The organism is Streptomyces sp. NBC_00385 (assembly GCF_035917155.1).
Classification (GTDB): Bacteria; Actinomycetota; Actinomycetes; order Streptomycetales; family Streptomycetaceae; genus Streptomyces; species Streptomyces poriferorum.
Genome location: NZ_CP107951.1, coordinates 2,239,151 through 2,263,266 on the forward strand (window position 1 = coordinate 2,239,151; position 24,116 = coordinate 2,263,266).

The 24,116-nt window shown below is 69.8% G+C and carries 28 protein-coding genes and 2 pseudogenes; 27 read left to right on the plus strand and 3 right to left on the minus strand.

The features are described 5' to 3' along the window. Positions 1-108: 108 nt before the first annotated feature. From OG959_RS09755 to OG959_RS09855, 22 genes and pseudogenes are all read left to right on the plus strand, one after another. Entirely contained in the window at positions 109-789 is a 681-nt protein-coding gene (locus tag OG959_RS09755) for a hypothetical protein (protein ID WP_326657784.1), read from the plus strand. 134 nt (positions 790-923) lie between these two features. Continuing rightward, positions 924-1,337, plus strand: coding sequence for a hypothetical protein (locus OG959_RS09760; RefSeq protein ID WP_326657785.1), 414 nt, complete (start codon positions 924-926; stop codon positions 1,335-1,337). Positions 1,338-1,601: 264 nt separating this feature from the next. Then, positions 1,602-2,369: a hypothetical protein gene (locus OG959_RS09765; RefSeq protein ID WP_326657786.1), complete on the plus strand. Its 768-nt coding sequence runs from the start codon at positions 1,602-1,604 to the stop codon at positions 2,367-2,369. A 25-nt stretch (positions 2,370-2,394) separates the two neighbouring features. Continuing rightward, positions 2,395-2,541, plus strand: a complete 147-nt coding sequence (locus tag OG959_RS09770) for a hypothetical protein (RefSeq protein ID WP_326657787.1) — start codon at positions 2,395-2,397, stop codon at positions 2,539-2,541. A gap of 170 nt (positions 2,542-2,711) precedes the next feature. Further along, complete coding sequence (locus OG959_RS09775; protein ID WP_148022197.1) at positions 2,712-2,933, plus strand: hypothetical protein; 222 nt, start codon at positions 2,712-2,714, stop codon at positions 2,931-2,933. 194 nt (positions 2,934-3,127) lie between these two features. Beyond that, positions 3,128-4,270, plus strand: coding sequence for an AAA family ATPase (locus tag OG959_RS09780; RefSeq protein ID WP_326666307.1), 1,143 nt, complete (start codon positions 3,128-3,130; stop codon positions 4,268-4,270). Continuing rightward, positions 4,267-6,066, plus strand: a complete 1,800-nt coding sequence (locus tag OG959_RS09785; protein WP_326657788.1) for a hypothetical protein — start codon at positions 4,267-4,269, stop codon at positions 6,064-6,066. Before OG959_RS09780 ends, OG959_RS09785 begins: the two co-directional genes overlap by 4 nt. A 741-nt stretch (positions 6,067-6,807) precedes the next feature. Continuing rightward, complete coding sequence (locus OG959_RS09790) at positions 6,808-8,085, plus strand: hypothetical protein (protein WP_326657789.1); 1,278 nt, start codon at positions 6,808-6,810, stop codon at positions 8,083-8,085. Between the two features lie 5 nt (positions 8,086-8,090). Further along, a complete protein-coding gene (locus OG959_RS09795) occupies positions 8,091-9,353 on the plus strand; it encodes an MFS transporter (protein WP_326666309.1) in 1,263 nt (420 codons plus the stop codon). Positions 9,354-9,428: 75 nt separating this feature from the next. After that, positions 9,429-10,661: an ATP-grasp domain-containing protein gene (locus OG959_RS09800; protein ID WP_326657790.1), complete on the plus strand. Its 1,233-nt coding sequence runs from the start codon at positions 9,429-9,431 to the stop codon at positions 10,659-10,661. A 137-nt stretch (positions 10,662-10,798) separates the two neighbouring features. Further along, positions 10,799-12,587 (plus strand): annotated as a pseudogene (locus tag OG959_RS09805) (type IV secretory system conjugative DNA transfer family protein). Then, positions 12,584-13,507, plus strand: coding sequence for a hypothetical protein (locus OG959_RS09810; protein ID WP_326657791.1), 924 nt, complete (start codon positions 12,584-12,586; stop codon positions 13,505-13,507). Before OG959_RS09805 ends, OG959_RS09810 begins: the two are co-directional and overlap by 4 nt. A gap of 29 nt (positions 13,508-13,536) precedes the next feature. Further along, positions 13,537-13,776, plus strand: coding sequence for a hypothetical protein (locus OG959_RS09815; RefSeq protein WP_326657792.1), 240 nt, complete (start codon positions 13,537-13,539; stop codon positions 13,774-13,776). After that, a complete protein-coding gene (locus OG959_RS09820; RefSeq protein ID WP_326657793.1) occupies positions 13,773-14,930 on the plus strand; it encodes a DnaB-like helicase N-terminal domain-containing protein in 1,158 nt (385 codons plus the stop codon). The genes OG959_RS09815 and OG959_RS09820 overlap by 4 nt, the downstream gene beginning before the upstream one ends. A gap of 133 nt (positions 14,931-15,063) precedes the next feature. Continuing rightward, positions 15,064-15,234 (plus strand): annotated as a pseudogene (locus OG959_RS38665) (DNA cytosine methyltransferase); the annotation flags it as partial. Further along, the gene (locus OG959_RS38670; protein WP_442805556.1) at positions 15,185-16,258 is read left to right on the plus strand and encodes a DNA cytosine methyltransferase; all 1,074 of its coding nucleotides are present in this window, start codon (positions 15,185-15,187) and stop codon (positions 16,256-16,258) included. The pseudogene OG959_RS38665 and the gene OG959_RS38670, both read left to right, overlap by 50 nt. Positions 16,259-16,351: 93 nt before the next feature. Further along, complete coding sequence (locus OG959_RS09830; RefSeq protein WP_326657795.1) at positions 16,352-16,957, plus strand: DUF4913 domain-containing protein; 606 nt, start codon at positions 16,352-16,354, stop codon at positions 16,955-16,957. Further along, entirely contained in the window at positions 16,954-17,730 is a 777-nt protein-coding gene (locus OG959_RS09835) for a glycosyl hydrolase (protein ID WP_326657797.1), read from the plus strand. Before OG959_RS09830 ends, OG959_RS09835 begins: the two co-directional genes overlap by 4 nt. Beyond that, positions 17,727-18,203, plus strand: a complete 477-nt coding sequence (locus OG959_RS09840) for a hypothetical protein (RefSeq protein WP_148020872.1) — start codon at positions 17,727-17,729, stop codon at positions 18,201-18,203. The genes OG959_RS09835 and OG959_RS09840 overlap by 4 nt, the downstream gene beginning before the upstream one ends. Then, positions 18,200-18,865, plus strand: a complete 666-nt coding sequence (locus OG959_RS09845) for a hypothetical protein (protein WP_326657798.1) — start codon at positions 18,200-18,202, stop codon at positions 18,863-18,865. The genes OG959_RS09840 and OG959_RS09845 overlap by 4 nt, the downstream gene beginning before the upstream one ends. Continuing rightward, entirely contained in the window at positions 18,862-19,683 is an 822-nt protein-coding gene (locus OG959_RS09850) for a hypothetical protein (RefSeq protein ID WP_148020870.1), read from the plus strand. The genes OG959_RS09845 and OG959_RS09850 overlap by 4 nt, the downstream gene beginning before the upstream one ends. 24 nt (positions 19,684-19,707) lie before the next feature. Continuing rightward, positions 19,708-20,550 carry a winged helix-turn-helix transcriptional regulator gene (locus OG959_RS09855; protein ID WP_148020869.1) on the plus strand — a complete coding sequence of 281 codons (843 nt, stop codon included), beginning with the start codon at positions 19,708-19,710 and terminating at the stop codon, positions 20,548-20,550. A gap of 655 nt (positions 20,551-21,205) precedes the next feature. Here OG959_RS09855 and OG959_RS09860 read toward each other — a convergent pair. After that, on the minus strand, positions 21,206-21,472 hold the full coding sequence (locus OG959_RS09860) for a hypothetical protein (RefSeq protein WP_148020868.1): 267 nt from the start codon (positions 21,470-21,472) through the stop codon (positions 21,206-21,208). Positions 21,473-21,690: 218 nt separating this feature from the next. Here OG959_RS09860 and OG959_RS09865 point away from each other — a divergent pair, with 218 nt between their 5' ends. The 5 genes from OG959_RS09865 to OG959_RS09885 all read left to right on the plus strand — a co-directional run bounded on the left by OG959_RS09865 (position 21,691) and on the right by OG959_RS09885 (position 23,510). Beyond that, entirely contained in the window at positions 21,691-22,032 is a 342-nt protein-coding gene (locus tag OG959_RS09865; RefSeq protein ID WP_148020867.1) for a DUF317 domain-containing protein, read from the plus strand. Positions 22,033-22,099: 67 nt separating this feature from the next. Further along, positions 22,100-22,321 carry a hypothetical protein gene (locus OG959_RS09870; RefSeq protein WP_148020866.1) on the plus strand — a complete coding sequence of 74 codons (222 nt, stop codon included), beginning with the start codon at positions 22,100-22,102 and terminating at the stop codon, positions 22,319-22,321. 87 nt (positions 22,322-22,408) lie between these two features. After that, positions 22,409-22,621, plus strand: coding sequence for a hypothetical protein (locus OG959_RS09875; RefSeq protein ID WP_148020865.1), 213 nt, complete (start codon positions 22,409-22,411; stop codon positions 22,619-22,621). Positions 22,622-22,711: 90 nt separating this feature from the next. After that, the gene (locus OG959_RS09880) at positions 22,712-23,038 is read left to right on the plus strand and encodes an esterase (protein WP_148020864.1); all 327 of its coding nucleotides are present in this window, start codon (positions 22,712-22,714) and stop codon (positions 23,036-23,038) included. A 301-nt stretch (positions 23,039-23,339) separates the two neighbouring features. Next, positions 23,340-23,510, plus strand: coding sequence for a hypothetical protein (locus OG959_RS09885; protein ID WP_326657800.1), 171 nt, complete (start codon positions 23,340-23,342; stop codon positions 23,508-23,510). Positions 23,511-23,630: 120 nt separating this feature from the next. Here the strand turns inward: OG959_RS09885 and OG959_RS09890 are convergent, their stop codons facing one another. Together OG959_RS09890 and OG959_RS09895 are read right to left on the minus strand one after the other, a co-directional pair. Next, positions 23,631-23,849 (minus strand): winged helix DNA-binding protein, encoded by a 219-nt coding sequence (locus OG959_RS09890; RefSeq protein ID WP_148020862.1) that lies wholly within the window; start codon positions 23,847-23,849, stop codon positions 23,631-23,633. After that, positions 23,846-24,088, minus strand: a complete 243-nt coding sequence (locus OG959_RS09895) for a hypothetical protein (protein ID WP_148020861.1) — start codon at positions 24,086-24,088, stop codon at positions 23,846-23,848. Before OG959_RS09895 ends, OG959_RS09890 begins: the two co-directional genes overlap by 4 nt. Positions 24,089-24,116: the final 28 nt, after the last annotated feature.

Below are 24,116 nucleotides of genomic sequence, written 5' to 3' on the forward strand. Positions count from 1 at the left end.
ACCCTGTCAGCCACCCGAACCTGGACCTTCATCGCCCACCGTCCGGCGACGACCCAGCCCGCTGCCGCCTCCGTGGCAAAGGCAGCCAGCCAGACACAAGGACCGCGCATGGATTCCGCCGCCGAAGCCCCTGCTGCCCCCACCATCAGCCACAAGACGTGGCAGCAGCACATCCCGGTGCTGGCCGCCGCTGCCGACGGCATCAAACAGGCCTCCGACTCCTGGAACGCAGCCTCCAACTCCTCTGATGGGGCCTGCAAATGGTCTATCGACGGGGAGAATTACCCGGAGAGCAAGGTGAAGCGGGACGCCGAAGCGTGGAAGCACGTCGAGGTCTTCCTCGACCACGGTCCCGAGGTACTGGCCGGCGTCCGCGCCGCCGCCTGCGGGTCCGACTATGTAAACGGGCCGATTAGTGAGGACCTCGGGCGGCTGCGCGGCATCGACACCAGCCTGGAGCGAGCAGCCCAGATCCGGGACGAATGGGATCAGGTACTGGCGCTCATGGACGCCTCACAACCCGGTTCGCGAGAGCTGTACGCCGGCCAGGCGGAGAAGATCCGCAACTCCGAAGGCTGGCAATTTGCCGCCGCGTTGTCCGACCAAGGCCCTGCGCTCGCTCGGGCCAGCGACTACCTGGCAAACCGGAACAACGCAGACCGGCCTCCGCAGGCCGCACGTGCCCAGGTCGCCCTCGCCCGATCCACACCAGGCAAGCACGGAACTCCCACTGCGTCGCCTACTGCGCCGCCCGCGTCCCATCCGCCGCCCCCGCGACGTTCCCGCTGACTCCCCTAGCACCGAGTCCCGGCGGCACCAAACCGGCCGATACCCGGATCCTCGCGGAACACCACAACCTCTACCGTCCCACGGTCTGCGATGCACGTCATCGGCTGCTGGGGCACCCGGCCAAGGAAGGGCCCATGCACCCCGACCAGTCCCTGATGTCCCTGCGAACGGAGGGCTCGCCCCTCACCGCGGACAGCAGCAACTCTCCTGCACAGTCCACAGCTGGCGCCGCGGATCGGGAACACGGGTACGGACACGTCACCACTCCCCTTCGGCAGCGTGGTCTCGGGTGCACCGTCGAGTACGGCCTCAGCGAGTACATCGTCCATGTCGGGATCCCCGACGGTGGTTCGCTGATCATCTCGCCACCGCAGGGGCCGTCGACCGAGCACCCACCCGGGCAGCCGGAGAGCTGGTTGGTGACCCGCGGGCATCCTGACGACTCCGCAGTCCACGAAGCGATCTACGACTCGGAGCCGGACGGCCCGCATGCGCATCACGGCGGCAGAGTTTCACGTCTGCTCGCCGCGATCGACTCGCCGCCTTGATCAGATCGACGTGATGCCACGGGCGGGCTGTAGCACGCCCCGAGCGAGGGCCGCTCGTGCCCGCTCTCCGACAGCCCAGTTGTCGACGCCCACACCGCAACCAGCCGCGCCGGCCGTGCACCACGCGCTGCCACCCGCTCGCCCCTCGTCCGTACCCCGGTCGCTGACCGCTTCCCGTCTCGGAGTCCTCCATGACCCGCCGCAACAGAACCGTCCCGGCCCTCGACCGCCCCGGCCCCCGAGCCTCCACCGGATGGATCTGCCATGCCCACCCACTACGACTCGCTCCCCGACATCGCCGTCGGCCGCCACCCCGACTACGGCATCGTCGCTACGAGCCCCAAGCAACTCGACGCCAGCACATGGATGCTGAAGGTGCTCGACTTCCACCCTGTCCCGGACCAACCGACGCTGTACACGCTGGCCAACCAGCTACAGGACGGGCAGGGCCGCGCCACACGGGCTGTCGCACTCTTGCGCAGGGCCGGCTACCAGATAGACGTGGATGCCGCGTTCGACCCCTCGCTCGCCAGCAATACGGCTCCCGCCCGTGAGCGCCCTCACACCGATCCCGACGTCGCGTTCGCCGAGCACCCTCAGCTCGGCATCGTCGCGGCGACCAGCGACCACTCCTCTTCGCCTGACGGCCGGATCATCCTGGAAGACCACGGCTGGCGGCTGAACCCGGACCTGAACATCTACACGCTGCCCGTCGCCTCCGACCGCAGCGTGGCGCTGGAAAGGGTCGCCAGCGCCACAGTGTCGATACACCGATCCGATCTGCAGGTCGCGGTGGAGCCCTGCCTCGCCCAGGACGTGGCAACGCGCCGCCGTCCTGCGCCCGCGAGGGCCTCGCACCGCGAGCGCAATCAGGGCAGCACCACAGCCAAGTACCCAATGAGCTCCGCAGCCCTCGCCGCCAGCCCGGCCCGCACCGGCCTCCCCGGCAAGGCGCCGGTCCAGCGCCAGGACGCCACGCCCGCAGCGGTCCGGCCAGTCGACCCCCGCATCGCCTTCTCCCGCCCCCGATGATCCGCCCCAAGACAGGACACCTCGCATGCCGCAGCCCGAACCCGACGTGGCCTTCGGCATCCACCCCGACCTCGGCGTCGTCGCCGCCGTCGCGGACGACAGCGCGTACCTGTTGGTACACCCGGCTATCAGAACGTGCGGAAAGGCGAGTCAGGTAGCTGCGGGGCGGTGAGGCCCGCCCTGGAGCATGTCGGCTGTCATTGCGCATCGTTCGTGGTCCAGCCACGCACCGTTGATGTGATGGAAGTTCCGGGCTCGCCTCGCCTTCGCCCAACACCCCACCGCTTTCCCGCCACCACCGATAGGAGATCCGCCTTGCCCGAAGCACCAGCAGAGCCGTTCATGACGATCCGGCACACCATCACCGGCGAGATCACCACCACCGGCTACAACACCGCCGCCCGGCGGATCCTGCTCCAGGCCGGCTTCGAAGAGACGCCAGGCTGCGCCTGCCGAGCGACGGAACTCGGTACGGAGCGGACGCACGGGCCTGCTCGGCAGCCAGCGAGCTGCTCGTCGCCGGCCATCCCGTGCACCTGGACCGAGCCCTCGGTCGGCCGGTGAGCGCCGCCGGTACGCCCTGGTTGGCCCGGTCGCCGATGTCGGCACAGTCCGTGATCCGCTCCGAGAGCGGCCAGCCTCTCCAGTGCATCGCCAACCCCGCCCGCACCCGCACCTGTTGAAGGGGCCTCGTTTTGACCACACCCGGAACGCCTACCAGTCCAGCGCGCACCAAGGGCGGCGAGCTACGGGCCAAGGTGGCCCGACTGCTGGCCGACCGGCCGGCGGACATGCTCACCATCGGGGACATGGCCAGGCAGCTGGGCCACTCCCACGGCGCCGTCCGCAACGCCGCCCTCACCCTGGTGCGGCGCGGCGAGGCCGACCAAGGAGGAACCGGACAACCGAAGTTCCACGCGAACGCGAAATCCGCCGCAGCCGCGCAGACCGCTGTGATCAGCCCACCGGGCACCCACTCTCCCCGCGCCCAGGCGGCCACGGCCCGCACGACCGTTCCCGCAGCAGCCACGCCGAAGCAGACCGGCCCGATCCGCCGCGCGGGGGGCCAGGTCTACCACCCCCGGGAGCTGGCCGATCTGCCCGACGTCGAGGCGTTGAATCGCTTGCGGGACGCCGACGTGCCGGTGTTGCTCTACGGCCCTCCGGGCACCGGCAAGACGAGTCTGGTCGAGGCGGCGTTCCCGGACCTGCTCACCGTCGCCGGTGACGGCGACACCACGGTCGGCGACTTGATCGGCGAGTACACGCAGGACGACGCGGGAGCCTACGTCTTCCAGTACGGTCCGCTGGTCACCGCGATGACCGAGGGCCGCGCCCTGCTGATCGACGATGCCACCTTGATCTCACCGAAGGTCCTGGCGGCGCTGTATCCCGCGATGGACGGGCGCAGGCAGATCCAGGTCAAGGCCCACAAGGGCGAGACCATCAAGGCCGAGCCGGGCTTCTACGTGGTGGCGGGCCACAATCCCGGCGTCCACGGAGCGGTGTTGACGGAGGCGCTGTCGTCCCGGTTCAGCGTGCAAATCCAGATCGGCACGGACTACGACCTCGCCCTCGCCTTGAGGATCGATGCCCGGGTGGTCCGGGTCGCCCGGAACCTCGCCCGCCAGGTCGAACTCGGCGAGTTGGGCTGGGCCCCCCAATTGCGAGAGCTGCTGAGCTACCAGAAGACCGAGGCAGTCCTCGGCACCAATGCCGCGCTGGCGAACCTGGTCGGCATCGCTCCTGTGGAGGATCGCGACATCGTCGCCGACGCCGTCATCAAGGCTGTCGGCGTCAAGAAGATCGCGCCCCTCACCCTCGGCAAGCAGCTCCCCGCCTCAGCTGCCCGGCAGCCCCCGGGCAGCACCGGCTCCGCGCACCGGGGCCGCTCGCGATGAGCGCCCACCACCACGTCCAGTCCCCCGCCACCACCCGGGACGACGACGCCGACCTCGCGCGCTGGGACGACGACGGCGCCCCGCCCGCGCAACCCCGTTCCTCCCCGGCCGCGTGGCTGCGCGTGGGAGCCGAGCTGGGCGACCGGCTGGTCGCCCTCTCCGGCCGCCAGGATCTCCTTGTCACCTGCCGCCCCGGCACGCGCAGCGGCGCACCGGCCGCCTATTTCCCTGCTCTGGGCGAGGTCGAGTTCGACGCCGGCCTGTTCGCCCCGCTCCAGCCCCACGAGATCCATCCGCGGATCGTGGGCGACGAGGAGCGGTATCCCGCCGCCTGGGGCGTGTTCGTCCACGAGGCCGCGCACGCCGCCCACTCCGTCTGGACACAGCCTGCCGGAGCGAATCCCCGCGTCATCGAGGCCGCGCTCCTGCTGGAGGAGAGCCGTGTCGAAGGCGCACACCTGATCACACGGCCTACGGACCGCACGTACCTGCGCACCAGTGCCCGAACCCTGGTCATGCCCGACATGGCCCACCCCACCCTCCAGGGCATCGAGCAGGCCGCCGGCGTGGCGGCCCTGGTCCTCGGCCGCCGTGACGTCGGCATCCTGGATGCCGGGGAGACCCGGGCCGTCGCCGATCTGTGCGAAAGGGTGCTGGGCGCAGACCTGCTGGCCACCCTCACCCGCATCTGGGCCGCAGCCCATCAGTGCGCCGACCACGACGCCACGACCATGCTCGCGCACGCTCAGAAGTGGTGCCACGCTCTGGACGCCGCGGCCCCCGCCCTGCCCGTGCCGGAGAACCTCACCGATCTTCTGTCCGGCGCCGTGGGGGTCGTCATGGACAGCACGGCAGCCACTGACGCCGCAGACCTCGCGGCACAGGCCGCAGCGACCAACGCCATGGCTACGCAGTCCAAGGCGCAGGCTCAGGACCGCGCCCAGCGGGCCGGTCAGCGGCGCAAAGCTGCGGCCACCGCCAAGTCGGTCTTCAACGCCCGTGGCACCACCGTCACCCCCGACGGCACACCGGCGCCCTACGGCAACCCGGTCACCGGCACCCGCAGGCCCACCGCCGCCGAGCAGAGTGCCGCCGCGCGCCTGAGCCGCGCCCTGCGTGCTGCCGCCTACCGCGAGCGGACCGAGGAGCGGACCACCAGCCCCACCCCGCCCGGCCGCCTCAACATGCGCGCGGCCCTCGCCCGCGACGCTCAGCGCGCGGCCGGGTCGGTCCCCACCGCGGAACCGTTCACCCACACCCGCCGCCGGAACTCCCCCACCCCACCGCTGCGTGTGGGTATCGCCGTCGACGTCTCCGGCTCCATGCGTGCCGCCTGCGCGCCCGTCGCGTCCGCTGCCTGGATCGTGGCACGCGCAGCAGCCCTGACCGACCCCGACTCCCTCACCGCCACCATCGCCTACGACAGGCACCTGACCGCATTGACCCGACCCACCCACCGAGCACCAGAGCGCGTGACGACCTTCGATGCCAGCGGCGGCCACCACAACCTCGGCGACGCCATCGACGCACTCGACCACGGCCTCGAACTCAGCCGCCCCGGCGCCGGCCGCCTCCTCGTGATCGTCACCGACGCCCAGTACGGCAGCGACGAAACCGCTCAAGCCGTCACCCGCGTCAAGCAGCTCACGACCGCCGGCTGCGCCGTACTCCAGCTCACCCTCACCGCGGAGTCCCGCCACTTGCCGGGGACCACCTTGCTGCACCTTCCCCAGCCCTCCAGCGCTCCCGTCGCTATCGCCGCCGCGGCCACAGACGCCATCCGCAGGACACGCTGAGACGACGCAGAAGGCGGAAGCGACAGAACGAGCAGTTGCCTGGGGTGTGCGCTGTCGCCACCAGGTTCTGGCCGCCGGCTGCACCGATCTGGTCCTTGAAGGCGGGACCAGCGACACGGCATGGGGGGAGATAGAGGAGTCCGCCCGCACCATCACTCGCGCGGGGTGGTGGATCGACCAGCGCTCGTCTGAACCGACGAACTCGCCGAGCTCCTGAAGGCCGTTACCGCGGCCGAGCGGCCAACGGATAACCCGCGCTTCTGACCGTTCGATGCCCCGCCTCGATCTGCGCTGGTCTTGGCGGGGCCTCGGCCTCGGACCGAAGACAACGTCCGCGCCATCGCGGCCAGCGCGGGGCGTCAGGGACTGGGCGCCAGTTCTACCGAGACCGTCGAGAAGTCGAAGCGCAGATTGCCCCACACGGTTTCGGGGCGTGGCCCGGTGTCGCCATGGTGGTATTCGAGCACAGGGATGAGTAACTCGTCGACACCCCCACAGGTCACCCTTCCGCCCCGGAGCGCGGCTGCCAACGCGCACACCGAACTGCTGTACCTGCCTGAAGGTTCCGCCAGACATCCCTCCCCGCCGAAGCAGCAGTGCTGGCTCAATGCCGACTGAGTGAGCGGTGACGTCTACCAGCGATCTCCAGCCGCGCCAAATCGCGGATCCTGCGGATCCTCTCTCCCTGACAGCCCGAACCTCCGGGCGCCCATTCACCTTTCCCCGTTCGAGGTTGAAGACGTGATTGCCCACCTGCAGCGCGCTAGCAGCACCGCTGGCCTGTTCTCGTCCCTGTACGAGCTGGCCGAGCGCGGTGGTCACATCAGCCCCAGGCTGATCGCGGGTGACGGGCGTGGAGCCCCCATCGAGCTTCTCGCCGAGTCTGGCTCACTGCCCTATCTGGCCCAGGCCCTCGACGCTCCGGTCGAACGTCTCGGGTCCCGCGCACCCGCACGGCCGACGTGGTTCTGCTCAGTGCGTTCCGACCCGCAACGGCCGGATCTCACCGACGCGCAGTGGGCCGCGGTCGCCCGCCGCCTGGTGGCCGTCACCGGCGTCGCCCCCGACGGGGATCCGGACGCCTGCCGGTGGATCGCCCTGCGCGATCAGCCCCGGCAGGTGCACGTCGTGGCGACCCTCGCTCGTGAGGACGGCATCCTCCACAACGCCTACCGCGACGCCTTTCACCTGCAGACCGAGTGCCACCGCATCGCGGCCGAGCTAGGCCACCTGTCCACCTCTGTCCACCCGGAATCCCCCGCCCAGGAGACCCACGTGCCTGCACCCTCCATCATCATCACCGCCGAGCCCAGCGGCAGCGTGTCGGCGAAGGGCGATACCAACGACCATGCCGCCACACTTCTCAAGCACGCTGGCTTCCAGCAGATCGAGGACTGGTACGGCCGACGCCATCGCCTTCCCACCGCAGTCCCGCGCGCTCTGCGCCCCGCCACCGCTACCTACGCGGCCCAGCTGCTGCGCGCCGCCGGATTCGGCGTCGACCTGGACCCCTCCCTCGACACCACGCGAGAGACAGCCCAGGCCTATCCGCTCGGGCCCTACACAGCCGGAGCGGAAATCCTCCGGCTCACCGATCAGATCAGGTCTGTCGTGAACGGTGAAGAGCTTCGGACGGCCGTCGAACACCTCCTTCACCCCGAGCACGGTGCCCTGGAACGCGTCCGGGAAGCGCTGGAGGTGACGGGTGAGCAGATCCAGGACCTCGACAGCGAGGCATACGACCTCGCCCGCCGGTTCGACTACGCCTCCGAGTACGTCAGGGACGCCCAGTCCGAACTCGTCGACTCCGGAGCCGCGCTGCTCCAGGTAGGCGTCGCTTCCCAGGAACAGGCCGAGACGCAGACACAGTCCGCGGCAGTCCCCGACCATCAGAGCGCCGCGCTGACCACGTCGCCCGCAGCGGCCAGGGCCAAGGACTCCTCGACTCTCAGCACCGGGGCAGTGAACGCCGGCGCGATCACACCTCCGTCGCAGGCCCCCGCCCCCCGGACGCGGTGACCGTGATGATCCCTTCGCCTCCCCGGATCGTCGGGCTGTCGCGCACCTACGTCATGCGGGCCGCCGACGCTCTGGCCAGTGCGACGGCTACCTACGCCATACCGCTGCTGGTCCTGGTCACCACGGGCTCCACCGCCTTGACCGGTCTTGCGTTTCTCCTCGAATGGGCGCCTCGTCTGGCTGCCTTCGCCTTCGCCGGGTCACTGGTTGACCGGTGGGGCGCCGGGCGTGTGTTCCGGATGTCCAACCTGACCCGTACCGCCGTGGTCGTTCTGGCCGGGGTGGTGTTGTTCGTCCTGCCCAGTGCAGGAACAGTGCCCACGGCTGTTGTCCTGGCTTTCGGCGCTGTGTCCGGGCTGGTTGCGGAGGTCTCCTTCGTCGCGGTGGAGACTCTGGGCGCCGCGTCGTGCCGCCTGGCGGGTACCACGGCCCACCGCGTGCAGGCCGCACAGACCGGGATCGACCAGGGCGCGATGCTCGTCGGTCCGCTTCTGGGGGGCCTGCTGCTCCTGGGCGGCACCACCGTGCTACTGAGCGTGGTCGCGTTGCTGGCCTTGACCGCTGCCTCGACCGCATCCGGCGTTGCAGAGGCCACGGACCATCGCCCTGCGCCCAGCAGTCTTCTGACCGGGTGGGCAACCCTGCGCCGGACACCGGCACTTGTCTGGCTGGTCGGTGGTCTCATCGCTTCCAACCTGGCCACTGGCGTCCTGCAGGCCGCCGCCCCGATCACGGTCATCCACCACTTCCACTACTCCACCGCCGCCGTGGGCTCGGTCTGGAGCGCGGCAGCCGTTGCTTCGCTGGTTGCTGTGTGGGCCAGCCGTCGTGTGATCGACCGCTTCGGCATCTGGTCAGTCGGCGCCGGGGCAGCCGCTGTCTCAACCGCGGCATGCCTGGCGACTGCCCTGGCCCCGAACTTCGGGGCATACACCGCGGCAGTGGCGTTGGTCATGGCCGGCGAAGGTGCGATGACCGTCGTGCTGCGCACGCTGCGGTCCCGGCTCATCCCGGTCCAGGCGTTCGGCTCGACTCTGGCGGTGACGATCATCCTGGTGCTGCTGCCGCTCCCGCTGGCCGGAGCCCTGATCGCGATCGTCCCCACCGCCGGGATTTCACACCTCCTGCTGGCCTGCGCCGCTCTCCAGGGCCTAGCGCTGACTGCTTGCTTCGCCGGTCTGCGACGGCACCGGACCGCCTGCGAACCAGACCGTCCACAGGGTCCTGAACCTCACCAGCAGGTCCCCCAGCCAGCGACTGCGCGCTGACGGGCCGTTGCCCGACCGCGCACGCCCAGTTCGCTTCTCCGCTCTTCCCGCCCACGCCCCATGGAGGTCTTTCCCATGTTCCGATCCACTCGCCCGCTGCTGATCGTCGTCGGCGGATCCGATCCCGTCTATCGCAGCTACTGCGTCGAACAGGCTGCCGCCGCGTACCCGATCGCCGTCATCGACACCAAGCCGCCTTCCTGGCAGCAGCACCTGGTGGTCGACCACGAGGTCGCCGACACCCACGACCCGGACGCCGTGGTCGCTGCCGGCCTGGCCTTGGCCGCCCGCCACCCCATCCTCGGTGTCGTCACCTGGGACGAGTACACACTCGTGCCGGCCGCCGAACTCGCCGCTCGCCTCTGCCTACCCGGCAACACCACGTCGGCGATGACCGCCTGCCGGGACAAGGCGACCAGCCGCCGTCTGTTCACCGAACGCAACGTGCCCTCGGCCACGTCCACCCGTGTCGACACCCTGGCCGAGGCATCCGTCGCCGCGCTTCGCACCGGGTTCCCGGTCGTTCTCAAGCCTTCCTCTCACGCGGCCAGCATCGGTGTGGTCCGCGTCGATGCGCCCGAGGAGCTGCCCGGGGCCTGGCAGTTCGCCGCTGCTGGAGCCGGTAAGCAAGGTCCGGAGGGCAGCGGCGTACTGGTCGAGGAATACCTGTCGGGCCCGGAGATCTCGGTGGAGTGCGTCACCCAGCACGGGGTCACCACGGCGCTCGCCGTCACTCGCAAGGAGGTCGACTTCGCTCCGTACTTCGAGGAAGTCGGCCATACCGTCGATGCCGGTGACCCGCTCCTTCCCGAGGTCGCTCCCGTAGCCATCCAGGCTGTCCGGGCGCTGGGAGTCACCGATGGTGTCCAGCACGTGGAGATGCGCCTCACCACGTCCGGTCCGCGGATCATCGAGGTCAACTCGCGGATCGGCGGCGACCTGATCGGCACGCTCGTCCGCCTCGCCACCGGCCTGGACCTGCCCCGGATCGCTGCTGATGTCGCCTGCGGGCAGATTCCCGACCTGACGCCGACGGCACACACCACCGCCGCGATCAAGATCGTCTATCCCCCGGCCAGCGGTGTCCTCTTGGCGCGGAGCCTGGCGATGGTCCCTGGTCCGGAGCACCCGTGGCTGTACCAGGTGACCTGGCTCCGGGAGGTCGGAGAGCGGGTCGTACTGCCGCCGGCGGGCGACCTCGACACCAGCCGTATCGGCTTCCTCATCGTCACCGCCGACAGCCCCGACACGGCCCGGCACCGACTCGCTGCTCTTTCCGACGACCTGACGCTGTCGGTCGCGCCGTGAATCTGCCGTCGTGTACGCCGGCAGCCGGCACCGGTCCGCGCTGAAACGTTCCGCTGAATCCCCCAGGAGTAGGCCCGTGAGCTGCACGAGAACCGAGCGCGCCCCGCCCCGCCCGCTCGCACACCCAAGGAACCACCGTGCCCTCTCCGCGCACCAGCGCGCCGTCGACCACCACCGGAACCGACGCGCTCCTCTACCTCCTGTTCGGCGTCCTCGGCGCCGCCCTGGCCTTCGGCTCCCTGGCCTGGCTGACCGGCAACCTCACCAACGCCGCTGTCGGCAAAGGCCCATGGGCCCCGTTCCGCACCACCGATGCTCTGCTGCACCCCGACATGCTGTGGCCGGCCCTGAGCACGACCGCCCTGTTGCTCGGCGCCCGCATCGTTCCCGGCCTGCTCACCCTGGCCCTGATCACCACCGGCATAGTCCTGTGGACGCGCTGGCGCTCCGGCTCCAAGACCGGACTCGCCCGCAAGACCGACCTGGCGCCGCTGCTGAACAAGGAGATCACCGTGAAGGCGAAGAGCCTGCGGCCGTCCCTGAGCGGCCGGGAGAGTAAAAGAGGTCGCTCCGGCTGACCGCGGCATCCTGCTCGGCACCCTGTCCCCGGGGCGAGCCGATGTCCGCGCGTCCTGGGAGGACGTCCTCGTCGCGATCATGGCGCCGCGCAGCGGGAAGACCTCCGGACTGGCGATCCCGGCGATCCTCGCGGCACCCGGCCCGGTGCTGCTCACCAGCAACAAGGCGGCGAACGACGCGTTCACCGCCACGGTGGACGCCCGAGCCGAGGTCGGCACGATCTGGACCCTGGATCCTCAGCAAATCGCGCACCATCCGCGCGAGATGTGGTGGGACATCCTGGCCGACGCCCGCGACCTGGCCGGAGCCAAACGCCTGGCCGGGCACTTCGTCGCCGCCAGCGTGGACGACTCGAACGGTTCCGACTTCTGGTCCACCGCCGCGTCGAACACGTTGGGTGCGCTGTTCCTCGCTGCCGCCAGTCAGCGCCGGCCGATCACCGACGTCTTGGCGTGGCTCGCCTCCCCCGCCGACCGGACGCCGGTCGACTTGCTCACCGATGCCGGCCACGATGCGGTCGCCGCCCAGCTTCAGGGCACCGTCTCCGGTGCAACCGAGACCCGGGACGGGATCTACGAGACGGCGCGGCAGTATGCGAGCTGCCTGCTCGACCCCGAGGTCGCGGCGTGGGTCACCCCCAGCAAGAGCGTTGACGAGTTCAAGCCCTTCGCCTTCGCCACCTCCTGCGACACCTTGTACCTCCTCAGCAAGGACGGCGGAGGCAGCGCCTCCGCGATCATCGCCGCTGCTGCCGACGCCGTGATGCGCGCAGCCGTAGTGGTCGCCGAGCGCTCCGGCGGACGGCTCGACCCGCCCGCCCTGTGCGTCCTCGACGAAGCCGCCAACGTCTGCAAGATCAGCGATCTCCCCGATCTCTACAGCCACTTGGGCAGCCGCGGCGTCATCCCGATGACGATCCTGCAGTCCTACCGCCAGGGCCAGCGGTGCTGGGGCGAGGCCGGCATGGACGCCCTGTGGTCCGCAGCCACCATCAAGATCATCGGTAGTGGGATCGATGACGCGGACTTCGCCGACCGCCTCAGCCGTCAGGTCGGTGACCACGACGTCCAGACCACCTCGGTCTCCACCAGCGAGAGCGGTAAGTCCATCTCGGTGAGCATGCGCACCGAACGCATCCTTCCGCCTGACGCCATCCGCGCCCTGCCCAAGGGCAAGGCGTTGCTCCTGGCCACCGGCATCCGGGTCGCGATGCTCGACCTCAAGCCCTGGTACAAGGAACCATCCGCGAGGGTGGTCGGCCCGGCCTCGGCCCGTGCGACGAAAGCCATCACCGAGCGCGCTCTGGCGAAGGCCACGGACCCCGACGACTTCGAGCTGTCGACATGAACGCCCCCGCGCTCAAGGTGCTTTCGCTCGGAGCTGGCGTCCAGTCGACCTGCCTTCTGCTCATGGCCGCCGAGGGTCACCTGCCCGGCCTGGATGTGGCGATCTTCGCGGACACGGGATGGGAGCCCCGCAGCGTCTACGAGCACCTCGTCCGGATCGAGCGGGAGATTGCGGAACCGGTCGGCATCCCGATCCTGCGGGTCTCCTCCGGGAACATCCGGTCCGATGCGCTCGACCATGGAAAGCGCTTCGCGTCGATGCCTTTGCACATCCTCAACGCCGATGGCGGCGATGGGATGTCACGGCGGCAGTGCACGGGTCAGTACAAGGTCCGGCCGATCAAGGAGAAGGTCCGCGAGCTGCTCGGGTATCCCTATCCGCAGCGCATCCCCGCCGGAGTCCACGTCGAGCAGTGGATCGGCATCTCGGTGGACGAGTTCCACCGGGCCAAGGACGCGGACGTCGCCTACATGAAGAACCGCCACCCGCTGATCGAGAACGGGTTCTCCCGGTCCGACTGCCTGCGGCTCCTGCGCTCACGCGGGTTCGGTCAGACGCCGAAGAGTGCGTGCCTGGGATGTCCGTACCACGGCAACGCCCAGTGGAGGGCTCTGCGGGACGGGTCCCCACACGAGTGGCAGGACGTCGTCGCCTTCGACGCCGCCATCCGATCGGGTAACGCGCGCGCCACCGCCGAGGGCAAACCCCTGCTCGGTCAGGCATACCTCCACCGCAGCCGCCGCCCCCTGGACCATGCGCCGATCGACCGGGTCACTGCCCACGAGTGGTCCGGCCGCCAGGGCGACATCTTCGACGCGCTCGCGGACGCCGAGCTGGAGAACGGCGAGCCGGACGGCTGCTCGCCCTGGTCCTGCCGCTCCGGAACCCCGGCCCAGAGCGATCACACCCTCGCGGTCTGACCCTCCCCCACTTGATCAGGAGTCCCTTCGTGTCCTCACCGAACCCCGCCTTCCCTCCGGCGCGGGCCAGGCGGCTCATGCTCTCCCCGGTCGTCCGGCACGACGGCCGGTGGTGGCTGGTCAGCAGGGCCGGCTCGATGCTCGCCACCGACCCCGACTTCACCAGCGCGCTGAACGACTTCTCCACAGCGGTGACCGCTGCCGATCAAGCGGTCGCGGAACTGCATACACGGCAGAGCGAATCCCCCGCATCAGGGGAACGGCGATGAACCCGCTCCTGAGTGCGGAGCAGGCGGTACTCGGCGCGGTCCTGCTCGACCCGGGCCAGCTCTCGCACCTTGACTGGCTCGCCCCTGAGCACTTCGACCGGCCGGTCCACCAGGCGCTGTTCGCCGCGTTGCGCAAGCTCCGAGGCGACGGTCATCCGGCGCTGGCCGCCGAGGGAGCCGTCCCGCTGTCTTGGGTGACCGACGCGGTCAACGAGGCCGGCCTCCATGTCCGGGGACTGACCGCGGTGCATGCGCACTCTCTGGTCTCCGCCTGCCCGCGCGTCGCGCACGCCCCGGTGTACGGACGCATGGTGCTGGAGGGCGCCATCCACCGCACCATCACCCGGCACGCGATCCGCCTGCATCAAGCGGCCCGTGCCGATGCCCGCCGGGGACGGGTCGACGGATCTGTGATTCAAGCGGACGTTCTGTCCGGCGTACTCAGCGAACTCGCCCAGCGCTGGGGGACCGAACCGCGCTCGGTCCCCCCGGCCCACGCCCCTGCCGACCCGTCGCCGGTACGGGCCGACGATCAAGCGGGGGAGGACGAGCGGTTCCTCCTGGCCATCCTGGCTGACCGGCCGACGGCCATGGAGGAGGTAGTGGGCTGGCTGCGGCCGGTCGACTTCACCGACCCTATCCACGGACACCTCTACCGCTGCCTCGGAGCGTTGCACCACCGAGGAGAACCCGTCGACCGCATCACCCTGCTCTGGGAAGCCCAGCGCCGTGGACTTCTGGCCGACGGCACCCTCACGGCAGAACACCTCAGCGCCATCTGCGACGACGTGAGTGCAGGCAGCGCCGAATGGCTCGGCGAACAGGTCCTGGCCTCATCCGTGATCCGCACCGCGGCTACAGCTGCGCGCGACGTGCGGGTCTTGGCGGAGGACGAGGCGCTCTCCCCCGGTCAGCTCATCAACCACGCCCTGCACGCACTCGGCCCGCTCGACGAGGTACGGACCCGCTGGCAGAGCACAACCGGCCGGCGCCCAGCTACGCCGCCGGTTCGTACCCCAGAACCTCCACCCCTCTCACGAGCGCATGCCGCCCTCGCCCGCAGCGCGCCGAATCCAGTCTCACCGAGCCGGACTCGCTCTGACCCGGCGCCCGCCCCTGGCACCCGGCGGTCACCGGCGCGCGGCCACAACTGACTACTCCCTGTCCTCCCCCGCTCTCCTTCTGGAAGTCACCGTGAACAACACCCCCCGCCCGGACGTCCGTGCCTTGCGCGCGGCGCCGTCCCGCCGGCAGTTTCCCCGGGCCGGATCGCGCGAGGCCGGCGGCATGCACACCGCGCTCGCCCGCCCGCTGATCGGTTCGCTCTGCTCGGGGTACGGCGGCCTCGACCTGGGCGTGCAGTCGGCCCTCGGCGGCACCCTGGCCTGGCACGCAGAGGTCAATCCCGATGCCTCACGCATCCTGTCCCGGCACTGGCCCGCGATGCCGAACCTCGGCGACATCACAGCCGTCGACTGGTCCGCAGTCCCCCGGGTGTGCGTCCTCACGGCGGGCTTCCCCTGTCAAAGACGTCTCGGTCGCCGGCCGACGAGCCGGACTCAACTCCCACACCCGCTCCGGGCTGTGGCTGCACGTCGCCCGTGCGGTCCAGGCCCTCCGCCCCTGCCTGGTCGTGATCGAGAATGTGCGCGGCCTCCTCACCTCACCCGCCGGTTCCCCTGGCGACGTGGAATTCTGCCCGTGGTGTCTGGGAGACACCGCAGGTCAGCCTCCTCTGCGGGCACTCGGTGCCGTACTCGGATCCCTGGCCGACCTCGGGTACGACGCGAAATGGCTCGTGCTTCGCGCCTCCGACATCGGGGCACCGCACCGCCGCGAGCGAACCTTCCTCGCCGCCTGGCCCGCCGGACACCCTGCTCAAGACGCCGACGAGCAACATCGGGAAGAACGGCGGCTCCCAGCATCCGACGAAGCGCAAGAGCGGGGGCCACGGCCCGAACCTGGCCGACGAGGTCGAGTGGCTGCTGCCGACTCCGAAGGCGTCGGACGGGAGCAAGGGCTCACCGAACCAGCGGTACGGCAACGGGGACATGACCCTGCCCAGTGCGGCTGCATCGCTGCTGCCCACATCGCAGGCCGGCCGTACGGACACCCCGGAACGCCGACTGGGCACGGAGTGGCGCCCGCCTCTGCCGGCTGTGGCTCTGCCGCTCTGGACGGAAGCGGCTCCGGAACCCGGGGAGCCGACCAGCGATGGGGAGCATACGCAGCCGCCATCACCCGATGGGAGATGCTCACCCGCCCCGCGCCGCCACCCACCGATGCGGCAGGCCGGCTCCGGCCCGAGTTCGTGGAGTGGATGCAAGGCCTGGACCCAGGCTGGGTCACGGCAACGCCAGGACTCGGCCGGCCAGCACAACTCACCGCACTCGGCAACGGAGTCGTACCCCAACAGGCCAGCCGAGCATTGCAGTTGTTGGCACCTCCCTTCCCCCGCTGCCCTCACTGCGCGGCGGCGTAGCGCCCCACTACCGGGTCATTCCGGCCGGACCAAACCGCGGTTCCTCCGGATCCTCTTCCCCATGTCGCCGTCTCACAGATGGAGCACGCCCCCATGTCCGACACCAGCACGACCACCCCCGAACCGGAACCGTTCCGCGTCCCCGACGGGGACCTCGACGACCTCGCCAGCACCCTCGCCAAGACCATGTCCGAGGTCAGGCAGCACGGCGTCATTCTCGACCGACTGGGCTCCGAGCCCACTCCCGCCTCAGCCGAGCCTCGGCCGGGTAACGACAAGCCGGCCGCAGAGACAGCCGACCCCGCTTGGAGCGATGTACCCACCTCCGTGTTCATCCTCGCTCTGGACGACGAGGCCTACACCGTCGAACTGGCCGCCCTCACCACCTGGGTGAACCACCTCTTCCTCCCGGTGTACGGACGAGAAGTCAGCAGCAGCCGCCCCTGGTGCGCGCAGTGGCACGAACACCCGGAAGCGGTCGCCCGGCTGCACGCCCTCTGGCTCGCGTGGCAGCAGTTCACCGACGCCGAGGCCGGCCTGTCCGGTCCTTCCACGTGGCACCGCGACCACCTGGACCACACCCTGGTTCATCTCCGCGCTCCCGACGGGCCCTTCGGCGCCTGCACGACCAGTCCAGTCCGGCCCAACCACCGCGTGCTGGCCACTCCTGCACCCGTGCAGATGGGGCTGGCGGCATGAACGACGAATTCGATTCGGATCTCTTCGACTTGGGTCTTGCCGATCTCACGCCTGTCGATGCGAACAGCGGAGACGCAAAGGCCCACTTCTGGCCCGGTGACCTGGTCGTTCTGGCGGAGCACGGCACCCTCGACGCAGAGACCTACGTCGTCGCCATCGACAGCTCAGCCACCTGGGGCGTTCCCGGTGAACCGCAGATATGCGCGATCAAGATCGCACGGGACTTCAACCAGGGGACCTACACCTACGAGTCGGGCTGGCACGCCACCGCTTCCTTCGCTCAGAACTGGCTGATCGAGCGTGGGTGTCCGCCTGAGCCGATCTCCCAGATCGGCGAAGACTTCATGCAGCCCGCCGACGATCTCATGACGCAAGTCGTCGAACAGAAGATCCGCGCATCGGGGGCGCGATACGAGGTCCTCGACACCTACACCTCGGACTCTGACCCGTGCGAAACATGGACGTTGACCCGCGACGGCATCGCCCCCAAGGCACCGATTCGTGTCTTCCTCGACGAGGGTGACCTCGCTGCTCACACGTACACCCTGCGCGAGGGTGCTTTCGCCGACGAGCATGCCGCTCGAATGTGGCTGGATGAGCGCAGCGGCCCGTTGCCGGCACCGCCCGACTACCGCGGTGAGGTCGCACTGCGGACCGCCGCCGCCCTCACACGGTCGGCCGGCGCCTACGCGTTGCCGAGGACCGGCATCGATCCGCACGGCACATCGCCGGCAACGACGGGCTGGCGACCCAACTCTGGGCGGTCGATATGAGCCGCGCCCGCTTCGCCTTCGCCGCACACCCCGACGCCATCGGAGACCTTCGAGAACTGCCCTCTGAAATGCGGGACTTGGCACTGCTGGAACTGCAGAACCTGGTCCACGGCAGCGATGACTGCCTGCCGCTGAAGGGCCGCCTCGCCGGCTACCACAAGGTCTACGTCGATCCGTCCGTTTCCTACCGGATGGTCATCCAGTTCCGCCCGGCACCGCCGACCTCGACCCACAAGCGCGAGATCTACCTCGTCGCCGCCGGCAGCCGCAAGGACTACGCGGTCTACCGCTCGGCACACCTGCGCACCAGTCCCCAGCAGGACGCCGAAGCCCCCTCGGCCACCGAGGCCCGCGTGCAGGCCGCCCGTGCCCGCTCCCCCCGAGCAGTCGCCCAGCCGGCCGCTGTACCGGCAACACACCCCGCAGCAGCCCCACCCACACCCGTCGCGTCCCGAAGGGCTCCCCAGCGATGACTGCCGACCACACTCCGTTCGCCCGCGCCAAACTGGCGGCACTTCTGACTGACGCCGCACAGAGTGTCTCCGGGATCCTCACCGCCGAGTACCCAACGGCCGTCGCCCGTTCCTACTTGCACCCAGTGCTCGGAGCGCTCGCGGCCGGACCTCGGGTGGCTGCCGGGCTCAACGATCGACTCGAAGGCTTCATGGCCGGCGAACCGCTCCCCGCAACACCGGCGGGCCTTTTCACCCTCGCCTCCTACTCCTCCGCACTGGGTTGGCTCACCGAGTCGCTTACTGAACTGACCGTCTCCGTCGACCAGATCTGCACACGTGTCGGCATCCCCGCCCAGGCCCCGGATCCAGCGCTCGCCCCGCCCCACGCCATGGATCCCAGCGCCTTTGACTTCGGCTTCAGCGCGCTGGAGTTCGCGGCGATCCGCACCGCGGCCGAGGCCGCCGGCCTCACACCAGACGAATACGTCGAGGTCCTCTCCGAGTCCCTGCTCGCAGCATGCCGGATCACCGACGCCTGCATGGAAATCTCCAGCAGCCTCATGGAGGACGCCGAATACGTCCTGGGTGAGGCGAGCGACGGCGTGTGGATCAGTGAAGGCCCTGACAGCCTGCCTACTCTCGTCCGTTCCCTGCTCATCCGGATGGGAGCCGCCGAGTGAACCCCTATGACCCGGCTGAACGGCCGGGCGCTCACCTCGTCGCCGAGAAGCTCGGAGTCGATGACCCCTGGCTGCTGACCGAGAACCATGCGCCCGGTGACGCCCGTGACCTGGTCGGCCAGATGATCGCCGAGGATGCCCGCAACCTCGACAGCCTGCAGGGCCAACTCGTGCGAGCCGCGCGGTCCGCTGTCGAACTGCTGGAGCCAATCTGTCGGGGCGAGATCGTCCCGGCCAACCGATACGGCGTCCTGGAATCCGTCGCCCCGCGAGTCGAAGTGCTCGCCGCCTCCCGCGCAGCCGCTCACGAACAGCTGACCCGGTCGATAGCCACCTTCCGTCGTCTCACCCACGACCAGAGCACGGCCCGTGCCCCGAAGACGGCGACGCAGGACCGAGGCATGGAACAGGAACCTGCCCGCCACGATGACTGGGCCATCTCCGGTGATCGCCCGCTCGTCACACTCGAAGCTGTCGAGGCCGGCGGACTGCGCTTCCACCAGAGCGCGGTCTCCGGCGACACCTATCTCTCCGACGGACAGGGTCAGCGCCCCGATCCGGAGGTCTGGCCCGAAACCGTGCGGCGAATGGTCGCCGATGGGCTGCTCGACCAGGACACCAGTGTGGGCATGCACTGGCCCGGCCAGCCTCTCTCGCTGACGCAACAGGGGAAATCAGCCCTTCAGGCCGCGCGTGCGGCGAGGCCGCGCGTGTCCGCTGCCCTAAGTCGCAGCAACGCCCCTGCGCACGGAACCACCGCCGACCCGGCCGCCGGGCCCGTCGACACGGCGATCGACAAGCCCTCCCGTTCCCGCTGATTCCCTCCGAGAGAGGACGCCCCCATGTCCATCCCCGCACAACGCCCCTCTTTCTCCATCGCCTCCGTCGATGCTCAGCGCATCGAGGACGCGCTTGCCTTGATAGGGCCGAAGTGGACCGCCTGGTCGGCGATGACCCTGGGCCAGCAGAGCGGTCCGATGCGGGTGCGCGATGTCGCCGCCCGGCTCCCTTTCGTCAGCGAGCAGTTCGTCGGCAAGCGGCTGACTACGATGCACGCCGACGGACTGGTCACCCGCGATGACCACCGTCGCGGGGCCCCGTACCGGCTCAGCACGCTCGGCCAGTCGCTGGCCCCGGTGTACGGCACCGTGTCGGACTGGTCCCGTGCCCACCTGTCGCTTGGCCCAATGGCCGAAGCCGAACGCGTCGAAGACGCCCTGCGCCGGCTTCATCTTCGGCACTCGACCGCCGTGGTCCAGGCCCTCGATGCCGGCGGCCCGATGCGGTTCACCCGCATCGCCGAGGAGGCCGGCCTGGACAGCGGCTTCACGCGGCATCGGCTTCTCCGCCTCCAGGCCGACGGACTGGTCGCCCGCGCCGGCTCGCGACACGGCGACCCCTACGTGCTGACCGATGCCGGTCAGGCACTGGGAGCCGTCTACGCAAGCGTCGAGCACTGGAGCGAGCCGGTCGCCGGGCGTCGGACCTCGTCGCCGCCGCCCCCCGTCGCAGCGGTCGCCCGCACCCACCCCGTCGTCCCTCTGGGGGCGGACGGTGCTCGGACAGCTGCGGCCCTACGCCGGAGCCCCGCCTCGCCGAACGCCCTGTTCAGCCATGCGCCACAGCCGCAGCCGCGGGTGCCAGCAGCGGTGACTGCTCAGTCGACCCCCGTCCGGGACCGGTGATGGCGGTGGCGGCGGCTGTGAGACCCGACCGCATCCCGTTCTTGTCGCGGTGCCCGCGTGCAGCCGAGCAGGTCGGGCAACCCCACGACTCCAGCCGTGCCCCGGGCCAGCTCGCCGTCGCCACGTCACGGTCACTGAGACCGACCCCGCCCTTCAGGACACCGCTTCTGTCCCCGAATAGGGGAAGTGCCCTCATGTCCATTACCACCGCACTTGCCAAGGCCACGTCCATGATCGAGAAGGCGTGGGGCCGGCCCGTGGCGGATCTCGAACCGGTAGCGGCTCAAAGCCCCTGCGAGGACCCGCTTCTCCGCGTAGCCATGCGCATCCGCTCGGCTCTCGTCCTGACCGACACCTCGACGGCCGTACACCGAGACCGTCTACATGGCTTGACCCGGACCGGCCACACGCCAGGGTTCTACGACCTGGAGCGGATCCTCGGCTCCGCGGCGAGCCTTCACGCCGGCCAGTCCGAAAATCGACCCCGGCAAAGCCGCCACGCCCAAAGACCGGACGCCGGCACCCTCACTGGTCCAGGCCGCTGTCGCCCGCACCGCCCACGCGCTGCACCCCTTGGACCAGGTGCCCGGCCCGGCTGTTCGTGCGCCCGCGTCCGGGCGACCGGCGCCCGCTGCGCGACCGAATCTCTGAGCGGTCAGGCGCTGTTCTCGTCGTTGTGGGCATCCTCGATACGGGCGCCCACCGCGTGGGCCAGCTCCTCCACGGTCAACTCGACACGACGCCCATCCGCGATCCGGTTCTCGACGAGCGTGTCCTCGTCCCATGGTCCGTCGGACTGCGCACCGACACCCCACTGCCCGTCGGCGACCATCGCGATGTCGCCGACCGTCCACGCTCGCCCGGCCGCGCGGATCTTGCGCTCCAGCCCTGCGTCATCCCAGTGTCTGTTCGGCTCCGCCATCCCTGCTCCCCCATCGGTTCCGTGCGGCCCGTTGCCGCGACCCAGGTACGACAACCGCATTCACCGATCCATTCCCGGAGTCAGCATCCCGCGCCGACGGCCGCGAGTTCGCCCACGGCAGACGCCGCTTCCCGGGAAAGGACTACGTACTTCGGGACACTGCATGCCAACGTACGGGTGTTGGGAAAACCGCAGGTCAACGAAGGGATCGTTCAACCGTGAACACCTCCCCGACCCTCCTGCCCGCCAAGGTCCGCCCCGTCGTGGAAGACCGTCGCTGGCTCTACTCCGACTACTGTGCCGGCCCGGCGCTCGACCTCCTTGACGCCCTCGGCTGGGCCATCGTCGACACCCCGGAGGCCAACTTCCACGCGACAAGCCCGGACGGCCGCGTCCGCATCGGCTGGCTCCCCGAGGACCCCGCCGCGTGGAAGCGCGGCATCGTCTGGCAGGTCCGAGTGCAGCCCACCGAAGACGAGCCGTGGGTGCAGGAGTTCGGCATCCACACCCCTTCAGACACCGTCGCCGGATTCATCGCAGCCCTCGTCGCCCACGCCTGACCGCGTACAGCCGGCCCCTGCCGAGCGCGACCTCCCTTTGCCACCCGCCCTCAGAAGGGTTCCCACCATGACTTTCCGCGCCCCGCTCACCAACCACCACGCCGACGACACTCTCTGCCCGGCAGACCACAAGCACACCAGCTCCGCGAAGCCGCTCCACCCGGACTGCCCCGGTCGCGCGTACACACAGGCCATCTGCTCCTGCGGCGGCTGGAGCATGAAGCAGTCCATCAAGGTTTACGTCAACGAGAGCCGCAGGCGACACCTCGCCACCCACACCAAGGACTAAGTACCCCTCGCGACCTGCCCCGTCCCGCAGCCTCCTGACGTCCACTCACCGGCGCCATGCCGTTCTGCCCCGTTCTCGGAGGATCCCGTGCCCAGCAATCTGACCGTCGGCCACCTGCTCCGGCAACTCCAGGACCTGGACCCCAGCCTGCCAATCCGCCTGGCCATGAACCCGGACTTCCCCTTCACCCACTACCTCGGGGCGGAGGTCATCGTCCGAGACGGCCAAGCGTTCATCGCCGACGACGGCCAGGAAGGCTATCTTCCGGCGACCGTCAGCGACGCCCTCGCCTGGGCCTGACCCCCAGCAACACAGCTCCGGAGGCTCTCAATCTCGCCGCACTCCCGACCTTCGCAGTTCCTTCCCCTGCAAAGCCTGGCCATACACCCCATGCCGAGCGGCACACGCGGGGCGCTGGTCCAGCGCGTCTCCACCCAGCCCGACGGACCGCTCGACATCACGTGGCTCACCGCCGAAACGACGCTCCCCCTCGGCCGCGTCCGCCTTCGCTGGGAGCCAGCCCCGCTCGCAGGGTGGGACGTCACCGCCCACCTAGGCCTGGCCACCGGCGAGGTACATCTCGCATCCTGGCCTGCCGCCCCGGACGCCTGGCCGCGCATAGTCCGCCCGACCCTCCACGAGGTGTTGGGGCTGTGCGCCGCCCTCGCGGTCGCGACCGCCGCCCTCGACCTCTCGAACCAACTCGCCCAGGTCTGACCTAACCGCAGAAGGCCGCCCCGCGCCGATCAGGCAGGGGCGGCCTTGCCGTACGCCCAGGCGCGCGTTGCCTACGCTCATCACCGGCGAACAGGGGGAACACGACGGCCGACGACTCCAGGGATACCCCGAGGTCGCCGCCCACCCAGGCTTCAGCGTTGGGGCCCGGTTGGTTCCAGTGAGCTTCCTTCGAACGTCGATTCCACTGAATGACTCTCCGGGACGCCCCTAGGCTCACGGCATGACCGACTCGCCTATGCCCTCCCCTCCATTCCCTTCGCATGACCATGCTGCGCTCCGAGTGGTCGTCGGCAACGCCATCGAATCAGTCCGCAACGGCGAAGCCTCGGTGGAGGACGCGATTCTCCACGCCGCCGTCCACGGCTGGTACGAGGGGCACATCCAGGGTGAGGACGAGTGCCCCGGCTGCGACTTCCGAGGAGGACTGCCGAAGAACGGAAACCGCGGCTGACCGGCTCGCGACGCCGAGGGGCTCCACCTGGCCGACGCGTACCGCGGCTCCTGCCGATGCTGCCGGTCTCAGCCCCACCTCAGTTGCTGGCGGATCGGACGAGACCGCGGTGACGGTAGTTCAGGTGCCAAGCCGGCAGGAGCGCCAGCGCCGCCCCGTGCGACTGATCAGTCCCAGGGTTTCCAGGCGCCCGAGTTGGTAGGCGACCGAGCTGCTGCTGGACAGGCCGACTCGCTCTCCGATCTGACGGATCGAGGGCCCCTCGCCGTGATCCGCGATCCAGTTCCTGATCACCCGCAGAATCTGGACCTGCCGATCGGTCGGGACGTCGACACTCATGCCGCCCTCGTTGCGCGACGGTCACCGCGGGCCTGACGGCGCAGCTCGCTCCGGTCCGCCGTCCTGCCGGCCGGTCGGGTGTTCCAGAAAGGGTGCCACCAGATGCGGGCGGACAGAAGGAGCAGTCGGCGGCGCAGTGCGGTGTTGCCGTGCTGGCTGGGTGCTGCGAGGGCGTCGTACGTGGCGTGGAGTTCGTGCTGGGCCTGGATCAGGTCGGTGGGGAAGATGGGGGCATCCATCTCCACATTAGAGCGTACGTTCGAATTA

Coding starts and splice junctions, on each gene's coding strand:
- OG959_RS09755 (WP_326657784.1), top strand. CDS start 109: ATGGATTCCGCCGCCGAAGCCCCTGCTGCCCCCACCATCAGCCACAAG.
- OG959_RS09785 (WP_326657788.1), top strand. CDS start 4,267: ATGAGCGCCCACCACCACGTCCAGTCCCCCGCCACCACCCGGGACGAC.
- OG959_RS09775 (WP_148022197.1), top strand. CDS start 2,712: ATGACGATCCGGCACACCATCACCGGCGAGATCACCACCACCGGCTAC.
- OG959_RS09820 (WP_326657793.1), top strand. CDS start 13,773: ATGAACCCGCTCCTGAGTGCGGAGCAGGCGGTACTCGGCGCGGTCCTG.
- OG959_RS09765 (WP_326657786.1), top strand. CDS start 1,602: ATGCCCACCCACTACGACTCGCTCCCCGACATCGCCGTCGGCCGCCAC.
- OG959_RS09880 (WP_148020864.1), top strand. CDS start 22,712: ATGCCGAGCGGCACACGCGGGGCGCTGGTCCAGCGCGTCTCCACCCAG.
- OG959_RS09770 (WP_326657787.1), top strand. CDS start 2,395: ATGCCGCAGCCCGAACCCGACGTGGCCTTCGGCATCCACCCCGACCTC.
- OG959_RS09835 (WP_326657797.1), top strand. CDS start 16,954: ATGAACGACGAATTCGATTCGGATCTCTTCGACTTGGGTCTTGCCGAT.
- OG959_RS09810 (WP_326657791.1), top strand. CDS start 12,584: ATGAACGCCCCCGCGCTCAAGGTGCTTTCGCTCGGAGCTGGCGTCCAG.
- OG959_RS09860 (WP_148020868.1), bottom strand. CDS start 21,472: ATGGCGGAGCCGAACAGACACTGGGATGACGCAGGGCTGGAGCGCAAG.
- OG959_RS09795 (WP_326666309.1), top strand. CDS start 8,091: ATGATCCCTTCGCCTCCCCGGATCGTCGGGCTGTCGCGCACCTACGTC.
- OG959_RS09855 (WP_148020869.1), top strand. CDS start 19,708: ATGTCCATCCCCGCACAACGCCCCTCTTTCTCCATCGCCTCCGTCGAT.
- OG959_RS09895 (WP_148020861.1), bottom strand. CDS start 24,088: ATGGATGCCCCCATCTTCCCCACCGACCTGATCCAGGCCCAGCACGAA.
- OG959_RS09760 (WP_326657785.1), top strand. CDS start 924: ATGCACCCCGACCAGTCCCTGATGTCCCTGCGAACGGAGGGCTCGCCC.
- OG959_RS09845 (WP_326657798.1), top strand. CDS start 18,200: ATGACTGCCGACCACACTCCGTTCGCCCGCGCCAAACTGGCGGCACTT.
- OG959_RS09890 (WP_148020862.1), bottom strand. CDS start 23,849: ATGAGTGTCGACGTCCCGACCGATCGGCAGGTCCAGATTCTGCGGGTG.
- OG959_RS09870 (WP_148020866.1), top strand. CDS start 22,100: ATGACTTTCCGCGCCCCGCTCACCAACCACCACGCCGACGACACTCTC.
- OG959_RS09830 (WP_326657795.1), top strand. CDS start 16,352: ATGTCCGACACCAGCACGACCACCCCCGAACCGGAACCGTTCCGCGTC.
- OG959_RS09840 (WP_148020872.1), top strand. CDS start 17,727: ATGAGCCGCGCCCGCTTCGCCTTCGCCGCACACCCCGACGCCATCGGA.
- OG959_RS09800 (WP_326657790.1), top strand. CDS start 9,429: ATGTTCCGATCCACTCGCCCGCTGCTGATCGTCGTCGGCGGATCCGAT.
- OG959_RS38670 (WP_442805556.1), top strand. CDS start 15,185: ATGCCTCACGCATCCTGTCCCGGCACTGGCCCGCGATGCCGAACCTCG.